Raw genomic sequence first — 16,733 nt, forward strand, 5'->3', positions numbered from 1 at the left:
AGCCACGTCACCAAAACCAAGGGGGCCGCACTGCAAAATCTGTGGCCCGGATGGCATGGGAATTGCTGAAATGTTAGGCTGATGGCAACCTGTTGAAGGTGTTGCCACGATTTGACTCTAAACTGACGGATCCAACTTGCTCGGATATCTCGTTCGCCGAATTTTCGCTGCCGTGCCCGTAATGGGCGTCGTCGCGCTGTTCGTGTTCCTGTTGCTGCGGCTGACGCCCGGCGATCCCGCCGCGATTCTAGCCGGAGACAACGCCACGCCCGAACGGCTGGAACGCATCCGCGCCTCGCTCGGCCTCAACGAGCCATTGATCGTGCAGTTCGTCACCTGGGTGAACAAGCTGCTGCACGGCGATCTCGGCACCTCGCTGATCTCCAACCTGCCGGTGATGAAGATGATCGGCCAGCGGGTCGAGCCGTCGATCTCGATCGCGCTGTCGACCATCGTCCTGGCCGTCGTCGTCGCCGTCCCCCTCGGCGTGATCGCGGCGTGGAAGCACGGCACCTGGATCGACCGCTTCGTGATGGGCCTTTCCGTGCTCGGCTTCTCGGTGCCGGTGTTCGTGGTCGGCTATGTCCTGATCGAGATCTTCGCGATCGACCTGCGCTGGGTGCCGGTGCAGGGCTTCCGCAGCATCTCGAACGGTTTTGGCCCGTTCTTCGAACGCATCATCCTGCCGACCTGCGCACTCTCTTTCATCTACATCGCGCTGATCGCGCGCATGACGCGCGCGGCGATGCTCGACGTCCTCGGCGAGGATTACGTCCGCACCGCGCGCGCAAAAGGCATCAATGAGGTCGCGGTGATGATGCGCCATGCGCTGCGCAACGCCGCGGTGCCCGTCATCACCGTGATCGGCACCGGTTTTGCGCTGCTGATCTCCGGCGTCGTCGTCACCGAGAGCGTGTTCAACATCCCCGGCATCGGTCGCCTCACCGTGGACGCCGTGCTGGCGCGCGACTATCCGGTGATCCAGGCGATGATCCTGCTGACGTCGCTGATCTATGTCGTCGTCAATCTCCTGATCGACGTCGCTTATACGCTGCTCGATCCCCGGATCCGGTACTAGGGCTAAGGATTAAGAACACCCATGTCGGTCGATACCCTTCCCCAGTCCTCCATTCCGATCACGTCGCCACTGCGGCCGCGCTTCGGATTCCTGACCTCGACGCCGATCATCGCGGCGGCCACGGTCCTGCTCACCTTGATCGTGCTGGTCTCGATCCTGGCGCCGCTGATCGCGCCGCACGACCCGGTCCAGCTTGCGCCCTCGCAGCGGCTGAAGCCGGCCTCTGCGCAGTTCCTGCTCGGCACCGACGCCTATGGCCGTGACCTGTTGTCGCGCGTCATCTATGGCGGCCGCATCTCGCTCCTGATCGGCATCGGCTCGGCGATCCTGTCGATCGTCATCGGCCTTGCGATCGGCCTCGTCTCCGGCTTCTTCAAGCTGGTCGATGCGGTCCTGATGCGCGTCATGGACGGCCTGATGGCGATGCCGAGCATCCTGCTCGCGATCGCCGTGGTCTCGTTGTCCGGCGCCAGCATCTGGACCGTGCTGGTCGCGATCACCATCCCGGAAATTCCGCGCGTGGCGCGCCTGGTGCGTTCGGTGGTGCTATCCGCGCGCGAAGAGCCTTACGTCGAGGCGGCGATCTCGGTCGGCTCGTCGCTGCCGAAGATCATGTGGCGGCATTTGATGCCGAACACGATCGCGCCGCTGATCGTCCAGGGCACCTATGTCTGCGCGTCTGCGATCCTCACCGAGGCCATCCTGTCCTTCCTCGGCGCCGGCATCTCGCCGGAGACGCCGACCTGGGGCAACATCATGGCCGAGGGCCGCCAGTATTTTCAGCTCAAGCCGATGCTGATCTTCTGGCCGGGACTGCTGCTCTCGATCGCCATCCTCAGCATCAACCTGATCGGCGACGCTGCCCGCGACGCCCTCGATCCCCGCATGAAGCAGCGGGAAGGCAAATAATGACCGATCAAGTGATGACCAACACCATTCTCGACATCAACAACCTCGTCGTGTCCGTCGGCAAGAAGCCGAAGGCCGCGAACATCATCGACGGCATCTCGATCCAGGTGCGCGAGCGCGAGACGCTGTGTCTCGTCGGCGAAAGCGGCTCGGGCAAGTCGGTGACCTCGCTCACCACGATGGGCCTCTTGCCGAAGGGCACGCTGGTGCCCACCGGCGGCAGCGTCAAGTTGGTCGGCGAGGAGATCCTCACCGCGACCGATCGCCGCCTGCGCCAGCTTCGCGCGACGCAGATGGCGATGATCTTCCAAGAGCCGATGACCGCGCTCAATCCGGTGGTGCCGGTCGGCCGCCAGATCGACGAAGTCCTGCGCGCCCATACCAAGCTCGACGCCAGGGCGCGGAGAAAGCGCATCCTCGACATGATGGAGCAGGTCCACCTGCCCCAGGTCGAACGCATCTTCGCCTCCTACCCGCATCGCCTCTCCGGCGGCCAGCGCCAGCGCATCATGATCGCGATGGCCCTCGTGCTCGAGCCGAAGCTGCTGATCGCGGACGAGCCGACCACCGCGCTCGACGTCACCACGCAGAAGCAGATCCTGTCCCTGATCCGCGAGCTCCAACGCGATCACGGCACCGCCGTGCTGTTCATCACCCATGACATGGGCGTGGTGGCCGAGATCGCCGACCGTGTCGCCGTCATGCGGCAGGGCCGGCTGGTCGAGACCGGTCCGCTCGAAACGGTGCTGCGCAATCCGACCATGGAGTACACCCGCAATTTGCTGGCGTCGGTGCCGAGCCTGGTGCCGCGCGCTCCGCGTGAGGAGAGCAAGGAACCGGTGGTGCTGGAGGCCAACGACCTCAGCAAGGTCTACAAGGAGCGCGCGTTCTTCGGCAAAGGCCGCGAGGTCGTCGCCGCCGACAAGGTCACGCTGACATTGCGCAAGGGCCGCACGCTCGGCATCGTCGGCGAGAGCGGCTCGGGCAAGTCGACGGTGGCACGCTGCATCGTCCGCCTGATCGACCCGACCTCGGGCGGCGTGCGCCTTGCCGGCCGCGAGATCGCCGACATCTCGCGCCGCCTGCTCCAGCCGCACCGGCAGAAGATCCAGATCGTGTTCCAGGATCCTTACCGCTCGCTCAACCCGCGCATCACCGTCGGCGAGAGCATCGCTGAAGGTCCGATCAACTACGGCACACCGCATGCCGAGGCGATGAAGCGGGCGCGCGAGCTGCTCGAGCTGGTCGGCCTGCCGGCCGACGCGGTGTCGCGCTATCCGCACCAGTTCTCCGGCGGCCAGCGCCAGCGCATCGCCATTGCGCGTGCGCTCGCGCTCGACCCCGACGTGCTGGTCGCCGATGAAGCGGTCTCGGCACTCGACGTCTCGGTGCAGGCGCAGGTGCTGGAACTGCTCGACGAGATCCAGAAGCGGCTTGGCATCGCGATCCTGTTCATCACCCACGATCTGCGTGTCGCAGCGCAAATCTGCGACGAGGTCGTGGTGATGCAGCACGGCCGCGTCGTCGAACAGGGTCCGGCCGCCGAAGTCCTGACGCATCCGAAGGAGGCCTACACCAAGGCGCTCTTGGACGCGGCTCCGGGGCGCAACTGGGACTTTGCGAACTTCCGGCCGGTGTCGGAGGGCGTGGCGGCCACGGCGTAACGACATCCTCCGCTGTCGTCCCCGCGAACGCGGGGACCCATACCGCGGAATCTATCGATAGCGCGTGGGACGAGTCCCGAACGACCAATCTTCGCCAAACTCCTCCCTGGGGTTATGGGTCCCCGCGTTCGCGGGGACGACACCGAGAGCGTGGTTGGCGGAGCGCTCACTACACCCACCGCATCCGCAAGCATTCCCAAAACAGCTTGAGCCTATGCACGGCGCGATTGCTTCCCGGCTTGCTCTCGCCGCAAGCACGGGGCTAACGTCGCGCACTTTCAATCGCCTGGACTTGAGTTGATGACACGTATCGCCGTCGGCGGCTTCCTGCACGAGACCAACACCTTCGCTCCCACGAAGGCGACATTCGCGGACTTCCAGCATGGCGGCGGCTGGCCGGCGATGACTGAAGGCGCCGACGTGCTGAAGGTGATGCGCCGCATCAATGTCGGCCTCGCCGGCTTCGTCGACAGCGCCGAAGCCAACGGCTGGGAACTCATTCCGACCATCGCCTGCGGTGCGAGCCCGTCGGCGCACGTGACCAAAGATGCCTTCGAGCGCATCGTGACGGTCATGGTCGACGGCATCGCAGCCGCCGGCCCGCTCGATGCGGTCTATCTCGATCTGCATGGTGCGATGGTGACCGAGCATCTCGACGATGGCGAAGGCGAGATTTTGGCGCGCGTGCGCCGCGTCATCGGCAAGGACGTTCCACTGGTTGCGAGCCTCGACCTGCACGCCAACGTCACGCCGGAGATGATGGAACAGGCGGACGCGCTGATCGCCTACCGCACCTACCCCCACGTCGACATGGCCGAGACCGGCCGCGCCTCCGCAAGGCACCTCGCTTTGCTTCTGAAGACCAGGCAGCGTTTCGCGAAGTCGTTCCGCCAATTGCCGTTCCTGATCGCGATCAGCTGGCAATGCACCAACGACTATCCCACCAAGGGCATCTACGAGAAGCTCGCTGCGCTGGAGAGCGACGCGGTTCCGACGCTGTCCTTTGCGCCCGGTTTCCCTGCCGCCGATTTCCGCGATTGCGGACCGAGCGTGTTCGCCTATGGCAAGACGCAAGCCGATGCCGACCGCGCGGCCGATGCGATCGTCAAGCTGATCGAAAGCCATGAGGACGATTTCGACGGCAAGATCTGGACGCCCGACGACGGCGTGCGCCATGCGATGGAACTTTCGAAGAGCGCGAGCAAGCCGATCATCATCGCCGACACCCAGGACAATCCCGGCGCCGGCGGCGATTCCGACACCACCGGCATGCTGCGCGCGCTGGTGCGCAACAAGGCGAGCGCCGCGACCGGCGCGATCTACGATCCGGTGTCGGCCAAGGCCGCGCATGCGGCCGGCGTCGGTGCCACCGTGACGCTGTCGCTCGGCGGCAAGTCCGGCATTCCCGGCGACGAGCCCTATCGCGAGACGTTCGTCGTCGAAAAGCTCTCCGACGGCCGCTTCATCGCGCCGGGCCCCTATTATGGCGGCCGCGAGATGGAGATGGGCCCCTCCGCCTGCCTGCGCATCGGCGACGTCCGCGTGGTCGTGAGCTCGCACAAGGCCCAGCTCGCCGATCAGGCGATGTATCGTTATGTCGGCATCGAACCGACCGCGCAGAAGATCCTGGTCAACAAGAGCTCGGTGCACTTCCGCGCCGATTTCGAGCCGATCGCGGAAAAGCTGATGATCTGCGCCGCGCCCGGCGCGATGCCAGCCGACACCGCCACCCTGCCCTGGACGCGCCTGCGGCCGGGCATCCGCATCAAGCCGAACGGCCCCGTTTTCAATCCCCCTTCACGCTAACCGGACAGGAACACATGCCCACGATCGAGCGCATCGACGGCTACGCCGACGAACTCACCGCCATCCGCCGCGACCTCCACGCCCATCCCGAGATCGGTTTCGAGGAAGTGCGCACCTCCGGCATCGTCGCCGACAAGCTGAAGAGCTGGGGCATCGAGGTGCATCGCGGTCTCGGCGGCACCGGTGTGATCGGCGTCATCAAGGGCAAGGGTACGAGCAGCAAGCGCATCGGGCTCCGCGCCGACATGGATGCGCTGCCGATGGAAGAGAACACCAATCTGAAATGGAGCTCGAAAATCCCCGGCCGCTTCCACGGCTGCGGCCATGACGGCCACACCACCATGCTGCTCGGCACCGCGCGCTACCTCGCCGAGACCAAGAACTTCGACGGCACCGTGCACCTGATCTTCCAGCCGGCCGAGGAAGGCCTCGGCGGCGCGCGCGCGATGATCAAGGACGGGCTGTTCGAGAAATTTCCCTGCGACGAGCTCTACGGCCTGCACAACGCGCCCGACCTCAACCACGGCGAGATCGCGATCCTGCCCGGCCCCGCGATGGCCAGCGCCGACTTCTTCGACCTCCGCATCACCGGCTACGGCGCGCACGGCGCGATGCCCGAGCGCTCCAAGGACGCGGTGATCATCGCGACCACGCTGGCGCAGGCGATCCAGACCATCGTCAGCCGCAACGTCGAGCCGCTTCAGGCCGCCGTCATCTCGATCACCCAGATCCATGCCGGCTCCGCCTACAACGTCATTCCCGGCGACGCGCATCTCTGCGGCACCATCCGCACCTTCTCGAAGGAAGTCCGCACCCTGATCAGCGAACGCATCCGCACGATCTGCGCCGGCATCGCGAGCGCCTATCAGTGCGTGATCGACGTCGACATCCGCGACACCTTCAACGTGCTGGTCAACCAGGTCGAGCAGTCCAAGGTGGTCGAGGACGTCGCGCGCACCATCGTCGATCCCGCCAAGGTGATCACCCGCGCCCAGCCGAAGATGGGCAGCGAGGACTTCGCCGACATGCTGGAGACCATTCCCGGCGCCTATTTCTGGGTCGGCCATGACGGCTCGGTGCCCGTGCACAATCCCGGCTTCGTGCTCGACGACAAGATCCTGCCGATCGGCGCCAGCATGTTCGCCCGGATCATCGAAACGCGCATGCCGGTGGGCTAGCAATGCAGAAAAAGAGCGTCGAAGAGGCGGTCACCTCGCTGCACGATCTCTCCGCGGTCGATCTGATCGCGGGCTATCGGGCCAAGCAATTCTCGCCGAGCGAGGTGCTGGAGGACGTGCTTGCGCATGTCGCTGCGTGGGAACCGCATCTGAAGGCGCTCTATGCGTACGATCCCGACAGCGCGCGCGAGGCCGCCAAGGCCTCGACCGCGCGCTGGTCCGGAGGCGAACCGTCAGGCGCGCTCGACGGCGTGCCTGTCACGGTGAAGGACAACATCGCGACCAAGGGCGTGCCGGTGCCGCTGGGCGCCGCCAGCGTCAAGCTCGTTCCGGCCGAGAAGGACGCCCCGCCCGCTGCGCGGCTGCGCGAGGCCGGCGCCGTCATCTTCGCCAAAACCACCATGCCGGATTACGGCATGCTGTCCTCGGGGCTCTCCAGCTTTCACGCGCTGGCGCGCAACCCGTGGGACCTCTCGAAGAATCCCGGCGGCTCCAGCGCGGGTGCCGGTGCTGCTGCGGCGGCTGGCTACGGTCCGCTGCATCTCGGCACCGATATCGGCGGCTCGGTGCGCCTGCCCGCGGGCTGGTGCGGCCTCGTCGGGCTGAAGCCGAGCTTCGGCCGCGTGCCGATCGATCCCGTCTATGTCGGCCGCGTCGCGGGTCCCATGACCCGCACCGTCGACGATTGCGCGCTGATGATGAGCGTGATCGCAAAGCCCGACCGCCGCGACGGCATGAGCCTGCCCGCCGAGCCGCTCAACTGGAAGGGGCTGGAGAAGTCGCCGCGCAAACTGCGCATCGGCCTGATGCTCGATCCCGGCACCGGCCTGGCGCTGGAGAAACCGGTGCGCGAAGTCGCGGTGAAGGCGGCGAAAACCTTCGAATCCGCCGGCGCCGTCGTCACCGAGGTCGACGGCATCCTGACGCGCGAGATGCTCGACGGCCTCGACAATTTCTGGCGCGCGCGGATGTGGGACGATCTGTCGAAGCTGACGCCGGCGGAACAGGCAAAGGTGCTGCCCTACATTTTCGCATGGGGCGAGTCCGGCGCGAAACTCTCCGGCCTCGACGTCATCCGCGGCTTCAACCAGACCATGGCGATCCGCGCGGCCGCTTCAAAGCTGTTCTGCGAGCTCGACTATGTGATCTCGCCGACCGCGCCGAACGTGAACTACCCCGCGGACTGGGCCTCGCCGACCAACGATCCCATGAAGCCGTTCGAGCACATCGCCTATACCGTGCCGTGGAATATGTCGGAGAACCCCGCCGTCTCCCTCAACGGCGGCTTCGATGCCAAGGGCTTTCCGATCGGCGTGCAGATCGTCGGCCGCCGCTTCGACGATATCGGCGTGCTCGGCATGGCCAAGGCGTTCGAGGGCCTGCGCGCCCCGCAGCGGCCCTGGCCGAGCCCGCCGGCACACTGACCGCTTCAATTCCATCAGACTGCGACATGGCCGGGCTTGCCCCGGCCATTGTCGTTTGGATACTCAGGAGAGACGACATGCCCAGTCCGCGCAAGACGGACGGCGGCGTGCATGCATGACGTCTTCAACGAGACTGCGTTCAAGAAGGAAGGAAACCCCATGGCGTATGAGACGATCAAATACGAGGTCGCCGAGCAGATCCTCACCATCACGCTGAATCGGCCCGACAAGCTCAACGCCTTCAATGCGCAGATGCAGGCCGAGCTGATCGACGCGTTCGACGCCGCCGACAAGGACGACAACGTGCGGGCCATCATCGTCACAGGCGCCGGCCGCGGTTTTTGCGCGGGCGCCGATTTGTCGTCGGGCGCCGATACGTTCGACCGCGACGCGCGGCGCGGGCCCGTAAAACGCTTCGCCGACGGCAAGGTCGACTACAGCGATCCGCAGGTGCGCGACGGCGGCGGCCAGGTGACCCTGCGTATCTTCAAATGCCTGAAGCCCGTGATCGCCGCGATCAACGGCCCTGCCGTCGGCATCGGCGTCACCATGCAGCTCGCGATGGACATCCGCATTGCCTCGGACGCCGCACGGTTCGGCTTCGTGTTCTCCCAGCGCGGCATCGTGCCCGAGGCCGCCTCGAGCTGGTTCCTGCCGCGCATCGTCGGCATCGCGCAGGCGCTGGAATGGTGTTATTCGGGCCGCGTCTTCCCGGCGCAGGAAGCGCTCGCCGGCCGCCTCGTCAGCAAGGTCGTCGCCCCCGATGATCTCTTGCCGACCGCACGCGCTCTCGCCAAGGAGTTCGCGGCGAAGACCGCACCGGTGTCGGTCGCGCTGATCCGCCAGATGATGTGGCGCATGATGGGCGCCGACGATCCCATGGAAGCCCACAAGGTTGACAGCCGCGGCATCTACGCCCGCGGCCGCTCCGACGATGTGAAGGAAGGCGTGGTGTCGTTCCTGGAGAAGCGGCCGGCGCAGTTCAAGAACAAGGTGTCGAGCGACATGCCGGACTATTTCCCGTGGTGGACGGAGCGGGAGTACAAGTGACGCGAAGCGTCATCCCGGGGCGATGCGAAGCATCGAACCCGGGATCTCGAGATTCCGGGTTCGCCCTTCGGGCGCCCCGGAATGACAGTGATGGAGGTCACTCCATCACCAGCGCCACACGCCCGATCGCCTTGCGCTCGAGCAACAGCCGCATCGCCTTCGCATAATCCTCCAGCGGCAGGCGATGCGAGACGTTGGGGCGCAGCTTGCCCTCCTCCGCCCATGCGAGCAGCGCCTTCAGGCGCACCTCGCCGAGATCAGGATTTTTCCGCACGGCTTCTCCCGCGCGCACCCCTAACACGCTGGCCCCCTTGATCAGCAGGAGGTTGGTCTTGGCCGAGCCGATCCCGCCGGTAAAGCCGATCACCAGCAGCCGCGCGCCCCAGGCGATGCAGCGCATCGAATTCTCGAACACCTCGCCGCCGACGGGATCGAACACGACATCCGCGCCGCGGCCGTCGGTGATCCGCTTGACGGCATCGCGGAACGGCTCGCGGTCGTAGCGCACGAGATGATCGGCGCCGCGCGATTTCGCGATGGCCAGCTTCTCGTCGCTGGACGCGGTCGCGATCACGGTCGCACCGAGCATCTTGCCGATCTCGACCGCGGCTAGGCCGACGCCGCCGCCGGCGCCGTGCACCAGCAGCACCTCGCCCGGCTCGACCCGGCCGCGATCGATCAGCGCATGATAGGCGGTGCCGTGGCCGGCGAGATAGGTCGCGGCTTCCGCGTAGTCGAAGGTCGACGGCATCGGCGTGAGTTGCGCGGGCGTCACCACGGCTTCGTCGGTGAAGGCGCCATGGCGCATCTTCACGATGACCTTGTCGCCGACGGCAACGCCGCTTGCCTCCGCGCCCACCTCGGTGACGTCACCGGCGGCCTCCATGCCGGGGGTGAACGGCAGCTCCGGCTTGAGCTGGTACTCGCCGGCCGCCATCAGCACGTCAGGAAAGTTTAGGCCAGCGGCGCGGATCGCGACACGCACCTCGCCCGGCTTCAGGGCGTGCGACGGAAATTCTTCCAGTCGCAGTGTTTCGGGCGCGCCGAGCGCGCGGCAGACGACAGCCCGCACCATCAGGCCGCGCTCGCCTTGCTGCGCATCAGTGCCTCGCGGATCAGCGGCAGGCGGTCATTGCCGAAATACATGTCGGTCTTGTTGACGAATATGGTCGGCGAGCCGAACCCGCCGCGGGCGACGACCTCTTCCGTGTTGGCCTTGAGCTGATCCTTGATTGCCTGCTCAGAGATACCGGCGAAGAATTTTGGCTCGTCGATGCCGACCTTCTTGCAGATCCCGGCGAGCACGGCGTCCTGCGAGATGTCCTTGTCCTCGCCCCAATACGCCTCGAACACGGCGGTGGCGAACGGCACCATGTCCTTGCCGAGCCAGATGCAGCCGCGCATGGCTTTCACGCTGTTCACGGGAAACACCGTCGGCGGCATCTTGATCGCGAGCCCTGCCGAGCGCGCCCAGTCACCGAGGTCCTTCTTCATGTAGCGCGCCTTCAGCGGCACCGGTGTCTCACGCTGCGCATAGACACTCGGATTGACCGTGTTGAAGATGCCGCCGACCAGGATCGGCCTCCAGACGATCTCGGCGCCGACCTCCCTGGCGAGCGGCTGGATGTTGTGGAAGGCGAGATAGGTCCAGGGGCTGGAGCAGTCGAAGAAGAATTCGATCATGGCGTTTCCTTTTATGACGGACCTCATCCTGAGGAGGCCGCGTAGCGGCCGTCTCGAAGGATGGCCGCGGTGAAAGTCGGGCCTTCATGGTTCGAGACGCGCCTACGGCGCTCCTCACCATGAGGAGTGAGGACCTATGTCTTTCCCAATACTTCCTTCGCACGCTGACCGAACATGATCTTGCGTGATTCCTCGTCGAACGGCTCTTTCACGAACTTGCCGATCGCCAGGCCCGCCTGCACTTGCGGCCTTGCCCGCATTTCGGCGTACCAGCGTTTCACGTTCGGATGGTCGTCGAGCGTAAAGCCCTGCGCCTTGTGGGTCATGGTCCAGGGGAAGCAGGCGATGTCGGCGATGGAATAGTCGCCGGCGACATAGGCGCCGGTCCTGGCCAACTGCCGATCGAGCACGCCATAGAGCCGCGCGGCCTCGTCGCGATAGCGCTCAATCGCATAAGGAATCTTTTCCGCTGCATAGAGCGCGAAATGGCCGTGCTGGCCGAGCATCGGCCCAAGGCCCGCCATCTGCCACATCACCCACTGGATGGTGGTGGAGCGGCCGCGCAGATCGGTGGGCAAGAAACGGCCGGTCTTCTCCGCGAGATAAATCAGGATCGCGCCGGTCTCGAACGCCGAGAACGGCGCGCCGCCATCGGCGGGATCATGATCGACGATCGCGGGAATGCGGTTGTTCGGGGAGATCGCCAGAAACTCGGGGGTGAACTGCTCGCCAGCGCGGATATTGACCGGCTTCACCGTGTAGGGAAGCCCGAGTTCCTCCAGCATGATCGAGATTTTCCAGCCATTCGGCGTCGGCGCATAATAGAGGTCGATCATGACCTTTCCCTTGGCCTTTCCGCTGGCCCTTTCCTGGGCCTTCCCTGTCGCCGCCGCTGGAATAGAGAGCGACTTTCGTTGTTCTGTACCTCGACGTTAGGACATGGCAGGAAGGGGCGCAACTCAACCTGCCGGGAGGGCCGCCATGCTGTTTCCAACCACGATCGCCGGCTCCTTGCCGAAGCCGGAATGGCTCGCCGAGCCCAACATGCTCTGGGCGCCCTGGAAGTCTGGAGGTGACGAGCTGCTCCGCGCCAAGCGCGACGCGACGCTGATCTGGCTGAAGATCCAGGAAGACGCCGGCATCGACATCGTCACCGAGGGCGAGCAGGCCCGCCAGCATTTCGTGCACGGTTTCCTCGAGAAGATCGAGGGCATCGATTTCGCCCACAAGGTCGAGATGGGCATCCGGAAAGATCGCTACAAGGCGATGGTGCCGCAGGTGGTCGCGCCGCTCCGGCTCAAGGACCGCGTCCATGCCTTCGAGGCGGGCGTTGCACGGACGCATACGAAGAAGAAGCTCAAATTCACCCTGCCCGGCCCGATGACCATCATCGACACGATTGCAGATCGCTACTATGGCGATCGCGTCAAGATGGCCTTTGCCTTCGCCGAGCTCCTGAACGAGGAAGCCAAGGCGCTGCAGGCCGACGGCGTCGATCTCGTGCAGTTCGACGAGCCCGCCTTCAACGTCTACATGGACGAGGTCAACGACTGGGGCATCAAGGCGCTGGAGCGCGCCGCGCAGGGCCTCACCTGCGCCACCGCCGTTCACATCTGCTACGGCTACGGCATCAAGGCCAACACCGACTGGAAGGAAACGCTCGGCGCGCAGTGGCGGCAGTATGAGCAGATCTTTCCGGCGATCGACGCCAGCCCGATCCAGCAGGTCGCCATCGAGTGCCGCAACTCGAAGGTCCCGCTCGATCTGCTCTCCCTCTTGAAGAACAAGATCGTGCAGGCCGGCGTCATCGACGTCGCCAGCGACACAGTGGAGACGGCCGAGGACGTCGTGCAGGTGATCGACGCGGTGTCGAAGTTCGTGCCCAAGAGCAACATCATCGCGACCACCAATTGCGGCATGGCGCCGATGCGGCGCGAGATCGCCGAAGCCAAGCTGATGGCGCTCGGCGCCGGTGCCGCGCTGGCGCGCGAGAAGCTTGGGTGATGGTGATCCGCCCGTTTCTCGTCGCAGCCGCTCTTGCGGCGCTCGCGCTGCCCGCGCACGCGGAGGATCGCTCCGTGCTTCTGAACTGCAAGGCGATGGTGGAGCGCGCGGAGAAGGCGGCCGGCACCGCGAGCGAGGCTGAGCTGACCCGCTGCCGCCAGGTGATCCGCGAATGGGCCCTGCGCGATGCGCGGACGACGGTGGACGAACAGGGACGGCCGCTGCGCTAGGAAAGCGTCGTCGGATGCAGCGTGGGCTGATAGCCGGCGTTCAGCGTACGCAGCGTCGAGGGCGGCGTCAGGAGTGTTGCTTCGCCGAATTGACGCTCGACCGCGGAATAACCCGCTGGCGACCACAGCAGCGCCCTGCCCTGCGTCACCAGAAAGCTCTCCTCGGCCTGCAGCACCATCGCGCCGTCGGGAAGCTGGTCGAGCGGCACCAGCAGCGCATGCAGCCGCTTCTTGCCGTGATCGAGCCGCTCGTGGTGCAGCACCGTGTCGATGTCGTGCATGCGGACGTCATGCACGCGGTTGCCCTTCTCCCACGCAGCCCGGAAGCGATTGGCGTCGTCACGACGGCAATAGAAGCAGGGGCGATGGCCGGCGGCGAGCGCGGTGGCCTCATCGAGAAAGAACAGCTCGGTCCAGCTCCGCTGTGCCATCACCTCGCGGCGACGGCCGCGGAATTCGCAAGTGCAAGTGAGCCAGGCCGGCGTCGACCAGCGCTTCTTCAGCAGCGTCTTGGTCGCGGGATCGTGGATGATGCCGCGATTGCCGGTGAACAGGCCGCGGTGCGGGGTGGCGATGATGTCGCCGGTGGGCGTGACGCGGTTTTGCAGGGGCATGTGGCTCTCTTCTCCTTCTCCCCGCTTGCGGGGAGAAGGTCGGGATGAGGGGGAGCCTCCGCAAGGTCGGTGAGAGTCGGACTCGCGGAGAGTCCCCCTCACCCGCGCCTTCGGCGCGGCCTCTCCCCGCGTGCGGGGAGAGGCAAAGAACTACGCCGCCCCGTCGCGCAGCGGCGGGTGGTAGGACAGCGCGGTGTCCCACGGGAAGAAGATCCATGTGTCCTGCGACACTTCGGTGATGAAGGTGTCGACCAGCGGGCGTCCCATCGGCTTGGCATAGACCGTGGCGAAATGCGCATCCGGCAGCATCTCGCGCACCAGCCTGCCGGTCTTGCCGGTGTCGACGAGGTCGTCGACGATCAAAAGCCCTTTGCCAGTGCCGTTGCCGAGCTTCATCGCGGCCTCCGAGATGCCCTTGAGCACCTGAAGCTCGCCCTGCTTGTTGTGGTCGTAGCTGGCGATGCAGACCGTATCGATCACGCGCACGCCGAGCTCGCGCGCCACGATCGCGGCCGGCACCAGCCCGCCGCGGGTGATCGCGATCACCGCATGGAACGGACCGACCTCGTTGAGGCGCCAGGTCAGCGCCCGGCAGTCCCGGTGGAACTGGTCCCACGAGACCGGGAAGGCCCTGCCGGCCTTCTCCTGCGCATTCAGCTCCGGTGCTTCACCAGCCATTGTCGTCTCCTGCCATTGGTCTGCGGGCAGTTTGCTAGCGGGTGATGTTCAATCCCGCCAGCATTTCCTTCACCGCGGCCATCGCGGATGCGAGCTTGTCCGCGTCGCGCGAGCGCACCACCAGATTGGTGTTCGGCTTCTGCTCTTCGTCCATGAACGGATAGCTGCCGATGATGGTGTCGGGATGGGCGGCGGCGATCGCACGCAGCGGGCTGCCGATGTCTCCCTCCCGCGCATTGGCGCGAACCGATTCGGAGAGCATGCGCACGCCCGACTTCAGCTTGGGCGAGACGATGTCCATCATCGCCTGCATGATCGAGGGCACGCCGGCCATCACGATGACGTTGCCGATCTTGAAGCCGGGGGCGAGAATGGTGGCGCTCTGGATCAGCTCGGCGCCATCGGGGATGCGGGCCATGCGCAGGCGGGCCTCGTTGAGGTCCTGCTCGCTCCAGCGCTCGCGGAATCGCGCGACCACCTCCGGATGATGGTCGATGCCGACGCCGAACGCCTTGGCGACGCTGTCGGCGGTGATGTCGTCATGGGTCGGTCCGATGCCGCCGGTGGTGAAGACATAAGTGTAGCGATGCCGCAGTGCATCCAACGCGGCGATGATGTCGGACTCGTCGTCGGAGACGACCCGGACTTCCTTCAGGTCGATGCCGATATTGGTCAGATATTCGGCGATGAAGCCGATATTCTTGTCCTTGGTCCGGCCGGACAGGATTTCATCCCCGATGACCAGAATGCCCGCCGTGACGATGTCGCTCATACCTCAAGTCCCTCACCTGTCGGCCCGACTTTGCCGAGGTAACGCGTTGAAGTCACGCGGTTTTGCTGCCGAAATAAGCAGTCCTCAGCCATTTTTTCAGGCAAGCTCCCGGCCATCCCCGGCAAATGCCCTCCATCAATGCTTATCGCGCTGGCCCGCCCCTTGCTACCACATGAAAGTCATGCACTCTTGCCGCATGGCGACAGAGACAGTCGGGATCTATGGCAGTCGCGTTTGATGAAATGAATATTCCCGGCGGGGACCTTCGCCCCGCCTATCAGGAGCTGGCGCGCTGGCTCAAGGAGACGCCTCCCGAGGCGCTCGAATATCGCCGCCAGGAGGCCGAGCTCCTGTTTCGCCGCATCGGCATCACCTTCGCGGTCTATGGGGATTCCGAATCCACCGAGCGTCTGATCCCCTTCGACGTGATCCCGCGAATCATGTCCGGCAAGGAATGGGCGCTGCTGGAGAAGGGCCTGAAGCAGCGCGTGCGCGCGCTCAACATGTTCCTGCGCGACATCTATCATGGCCGCGACATCCTGCGCGCCGAGATCGTGCCCGACGATTTGATCTTCCAGAACCCGGTGTTCCGCCCCGAGATGAACGGCCAGCAGGTGCCGCACGACGTCTACGTGCACATCGCCGGCATCGACATCGTCCGGGTCGATGCCGAGGACTTCATCGTGCTGGAGGACAATGCCCGCACGCCGTCGGGTGTGTCCTACATGCTGGAAAACCGCGAGATCATGATGCGGTTGTTTCCAGACCTGTTCGCCCGCCACAGGGTGGCGCCGGTCGAACGCTATCCGGACGAGCTGCTCTCCGCCCTGCGCTCGGTTGCCCCGCAAAGCGCCTCGGGCGAGCCGACCGTCGCCCTGCTCACGCCCGGCGTCTACAACTCGGCCTACTACGAGCACTCCTTCCTTGCCGACAAGCTCGGTATCGAGCTGGTCGAGGGCCGCGACCTCATCGTCAAGAACAACGAAGTGTTCATGCGGACGACCGAGGGGGTGAAGCGGATCGACGTGATCTACCGCCGTGTCGACGACGACTTCCTCGATCCCCTCACCTTCCGCCCCGACTCCGTGCTCGGGGTGCCCGGGCTGATGTCGGCCTATGCGGCCGGCAACATCACGCTCGCCAACGCGGTCGGCACCGGCATCGCCGACGACAAGGCGATCTATTCCTACATGCCCGACATCGTGAAATTCTACCTCGGCGAGGAGCCGATCCTGAAGAACGTGCCGACCTGGCGCTGCCGCGAGCCGAAGGATCTCGCCTATGTGCTGGACAATCTCGGCGAGCTCGTCGTCAAGGAAGTCCACGGCTCCGGCGGCTACGGCATGCTGATCGGCCCCGCCGCGACGAAGGCGACCATCGAAGCCTTCCGCGAGAAGCTCAAGCGCGAGCCCGAAGGTTTCATTGCCCAGCCGACGCTGGCGCTCTCAACCTGCCCGACCTGCACGGCATCCGGCCTCGCGCCGCGCCACGTGGATCTGCGGCCCTTCGTGCTCACCGGCAGCAAGGGTACCACCATCGTGCCGGGCGGCCTGACGCGTGTTGCGCTGAAGGAAGGCTCCCTGGTGGTGAATTCGAGCCAGGGCGGCGGCACCAAAGACACCTGGATCCTGGACGAGTAGTCA

At 65.3% G+C, this 16,733-nt stretch carries 16 protein-coding genes; 10 read left to right on the forward strand and 6 right to left on the reverse strand.

All coding sequences use genetic code 11. The features are described from left to right. Positions 1 to 136 precede the first annotated feature (136 nt). From NLM15_RS28315 to NLM15_RS28345, 7 genes are all read left to right on the forward strand, one after another. Positions 137 to 1,078, forward strand: a complete 942-nt coding sequence (locus NLM15_RS28315; protein WP_254120876.1) for an ABC transporter permease — start codon at positions 137 to 139, stop codon at positions 1,076 to 1,078. A gap of 21 nt (positions 1,079 to 1,099) precedes the next feature. Next, on the forward strand, positions 1,100 to 1,987 hold the full coding sequence (locus NLM15_RS28320; RefSeq protein ID WP_254120878.1) for an ABC transporter permease: 888 nt from the start codon (positions 1,100 to 1,102) through the stop codon (positions 1,985 to 1,987). A 14-nt stretch (positions 1,988 to 2,001) separates the two neighbouring features. Beyond that, positions 2,002 to 3,651: an ABC transporter ATP-binding protein gene (locus tag NLM15_RS28325; RefSeq protein ID WP_254124461.1), complete on the forward strand. Its 1,650-nt coding sequence runs from the start codon at positions 2,002 to 2,004 to the stop codon at positions 3,649 to 3,651. Positions 3,652 to 3,951: 300 nt separating this feature from the next. Then, positions 3,952 to 5,457: a M81 family metallopeptidase gene (locus NLM15_RS28330; RefSeq protein ID WP_254120880.1), complete on the forward strand. Its 1,506-nt coding sequence runs from the start codon at positions 3,952 to 3,954 to the stop codon at positions 5,455 to 5,457. 14 nt (positions 5,458 to 5,471) lie between these two features. Next, positions 5,472 to 6,635 (forward strand): M20 aminoacylase family protein, encoded by a 1,164-nt coding sequence (locus tag NLM15_RS28335; RefSeq protein WP_254120882.1) that lies wholly within the window; start codon positions 5,472 to 5,474, stop codon positions 6,633 to 6,635. 2 nt (positions 6,636 to 6,637) lie between these two features. Then, the gene (locus tag NLM15_RS28340; RefSeq protein WP_254120884.1) at positions 6,638 to 8,059 is read left to right on the forward strand and encodes an amidase; all 1,422 of its coding nucleotides are present in this window, start codon (positions 6,638 to 6,640) and stop codon (positions 8,057 to 8,059) included. Positions 8,060 to 8,218: 159 nt separating this feature from the next. Beyond that, on the forward strand, positions 8,219 to 9,109 hold the full coding sequence (locus NLM15_RS28345; RefSeq protein ID WP_254124463.1) for a crotonase/enoyl-CoA hydratase family protein: 891 nt from the start codon (positions 8,219 to 8,221) through the stop codon (positions 9,107 to 9,109). 97 nt (positions 9,110 to 9,206) lie between these two features. On the opposite strand, the gene NLM15_RS28350 is transcribed toward NLM15_RS28345, so the two are convergent. The 3 genes from NLM15_RS28350 to NLM15_RS28360 form a co-directional block, all read right to left on the reverse strand. Beyond that, on the reverse strand, positions 9,207 to 10,184 hold the full coding sequence (locus NLM15_RS28350) for an NADPH:quinone oxidoreductase family protein (RefSeq protein ID WP_254120885.1): 978 nt from the start codon (positions 10,182 to 10,184) through the stop codon (positions 9,207 to 9,209). Next, positions 10,184 to 10,792 carry a 2-hydroxychromene-2-carboxylate isomerase gene (locus tag NLM15_RS28355; protein ID WP_254120887.1) on the reverse strand — a complete coding sequence of 203 codons (609 nt, stop codon included), beginning with the start codon at positions 10,790 to 10,792 and terminating at the stop codon, positions 10,184 to 10,186. Before NLM15_RS28355 ends, NLM15_RS28350 begins: the two co-directional genes overlap by 1 nt. Before the next feature lie 134 nt (positions 10,793 to 10,926). Continuing rightward, positions 10,927 to 11,628 (reverse strand): glutathione S-transferase N-terminal domain-containing protein, encoded by a 702-nt coding sequence (locus tag NLM15_RS28360; protein WP_254120889.1) that lies wholly within the window; start codon positions 11,626 to 11,628, stop codon positions 10,927 to 10,929. Between the two features lie 145 nt (positions 11,629 to 11,773). Here NLM15_RS28360 and NLM15_RS28365 point away from each other — a divergent pair, with 145 nt between their 5' ends. Next, positions 11,774 to 12,796 (forward strand): methionine synthase, encoded by a 1,023-nt coding sequence (locus NLM15_RS28365; RefSeq protein ID WP_254120896.1) that lies wholly within the window; start codon positions 11,774 to 11,776, stop codon positions 12,794 to 12,796. Next, positions 12,796 to 13,026, forward strand: a complete 231-nt coding sequence (locus NLM15_RS28370) for a hypothetical protein (protein ID WP_254124465.1) — start codon at positions 12,796 to 12,798, stop codon at positions 13,024 to 13,026. Before NLM15_RS28365 ends, NLM15_RS28370 begins: the two co-directional genes overlap by 1 nt. Here NLM15_RS28370 and NLM15_RS28375 read toward each other — a convergent pair. The 3 genes from NLM15_RS28375 to NLM15_RS28385 all read right to left on the reverse strand — a co-directional run bounded on the left by NLM15_RS28375 (position 13,023) and on the right by NLM15_RS28385 (position 15,090). Then, positions 13,023 to 13,640: a hypothetical protein gene (locus NLM15_RS28375; protein ID WP_254120898.1), complete on the reverse strand. Its 618-nt coding sequence runs from the start codon at positions 13,638 to 13,640 to the stop codon at positions 13,023 to 13,025. The two genes, NLM15_RS28370 and NLM15_RS28375, sit on opposite strands and share 4 nt — an antisense overlap. Positions 13,641 to 13,790: 150 nt before the next feature. Further along, positions 13,791 to 14,318 (reverse strand): xanthine phosphoribosyltransferase, encoded by a 528-nt coding sequence (gpt, locus tag NLM15_RS28380; RefSeq protein ID WP_254120900.1) that lies wholly within the window; start codon positions 14,316 to 14,318, stop codon positions 13,791 to 13,793. A 34-nt stretch (positions 14,319 to 14,352) separates the two neighbouring features. Continuing rightward, complete coding sequence (locus NLM15_RS28385; RefSeq protein ID WP_254120902.1) at positions 14,353 to 15,090, reverse strand: molybdopterin-binding protein; 738 nt, start codon at positions 15,088 to 15,090, stop codon at positions 14,353 to 14,355. A gap of 221 nt (positions 15,091 to 15,311) precedes the next feature. Between NLM15_RS28385 and NLM15_RS28390 the strand changes: the two genes are divergently transcribed. After that, on the forward strand, positions 15,312 to 16,730 hold the full coding sequence (locus tag NLM15_RS28390) for a circularly permuted type 2 ATP-grasp protein (RefSeq protein WP_254120904.1): 1,419 nt from the start codon (positions 15,312 to 15,314) through the stop codon (positions 16,728 to 16,730). Positions 16,731 to 16,733: the final 3 nt, after the last annotated feature.

The organism is Bradyrhizobium sp. CCGB20 (assembly GCF_024199855.1).
In the GTDB taxonomy this organism is placed as follows: domain Bacteria; phylum Pseudomonadota; class Alphaproteobacteria; order Rhizobiales; family Xanthobacteraceae; genus Bradyrhizobium.

Coding starts and splice junctions, on each gene's coding strand:
- NLM15_RS28320 (WP_254120878.1), top strand. CDS start 1,100: ATGTCGGTCGATACCCTTCCCCAGTCCTCCATTCCGATCACGTCGCCA.
- NLM15_RS28325 (WP_254124461.1), top strand. CDS start 2,002: ATGACCAACACCATTCTCGACATCAACAACCTCGTCGTGTCCGTCGGC.
- NLM15_RS28330 (WP_254120880.1), top strand. CDS start 3,952: ATGACACGTATCGCCGTCGGCGGCTTCCTGCACGAGACCAACACCTTC.
- NLM15_RS28335 (WP_254120882.1), top strand. CDS start 5,472: ATGCCCACGATCGAGCGCATCGACGGCTACGCCGACGAACTCACCGCC.
- NLM15_RS28340 (WP_254120884.1), top strand. CDS start 6,638: ATGCAGAAAAAGAGCGTCGAAGAGGCGGTCACCTCGCTGCACGATCTC.
- NLM15_RS28345 (WP_254124463.1), top strand. CDS start 8,219: ATGGCGTATGAGACGATCAAATACGAGGTCGCCGAGCAGATCCTCACC.
- NLM15_RS28350 (WP_254120885.1), bottom strand. CDS start 10,184: ATGGTGCGGGCTGTCGTCTGCCGCGCGCTCGGCGCGCCCGAAACACTG.
- NLM15_RS28355 (WP_254120887.1), bottom strand. CDS start 10,792: ATGATCGAATTCTTCTTCGACTGCTCCAGCCCCTGGACCTATCTCGCC.
- NLM15_RS28360 (WP_254120889.1), bottom strand. CDS start 11,628: ATGATCGACCTCTATTATGCGCCGACGCCGAATGGCTGGAAAATCTCG.
- NLM15_RS28365 (WP_254120896.1), top strand. CDS start 11,774: ATGCTGTTTCCAACCACGATCGCCGGCTCCTTGCCGAAGCCGGAATGG.
- NLM15_RS28370 (WP_254124465.1), top strand. CDS start 12,796: ATGGTGATCCGCCCGTTTCTCGTCGCAGCCGCTCTTGCGGCGCTCGCG.
- NLM15_RS28375 (WP_254120898.1), bottom strand. CDS start 13,640: ATGCCCCTGCAAAACCGCGTCACGCCCACCGGCGACATCATCGCCACC.
- gpt (WP_254120900.1), bottom strand. CDS start 14,318: ATGGCTGGTGAAGCACCGGAGCTGAATGCGCAGGAGAAGGCCGGCAGG.
- NLM15_RS28385 (WP_254120902.1), bottom strand. CDS start 15,090: ATGAGCGACATCGTCACGGCGGGCATTCTGGTCATCGGGGATGAAATC.
- NLM15_RS28390 (WP_254120904.1), top strand. CDS start 15,312: ATGGCAGTCGCGTTTGATGAAATGAATATTCCCGGCGGGGACCTTCGC.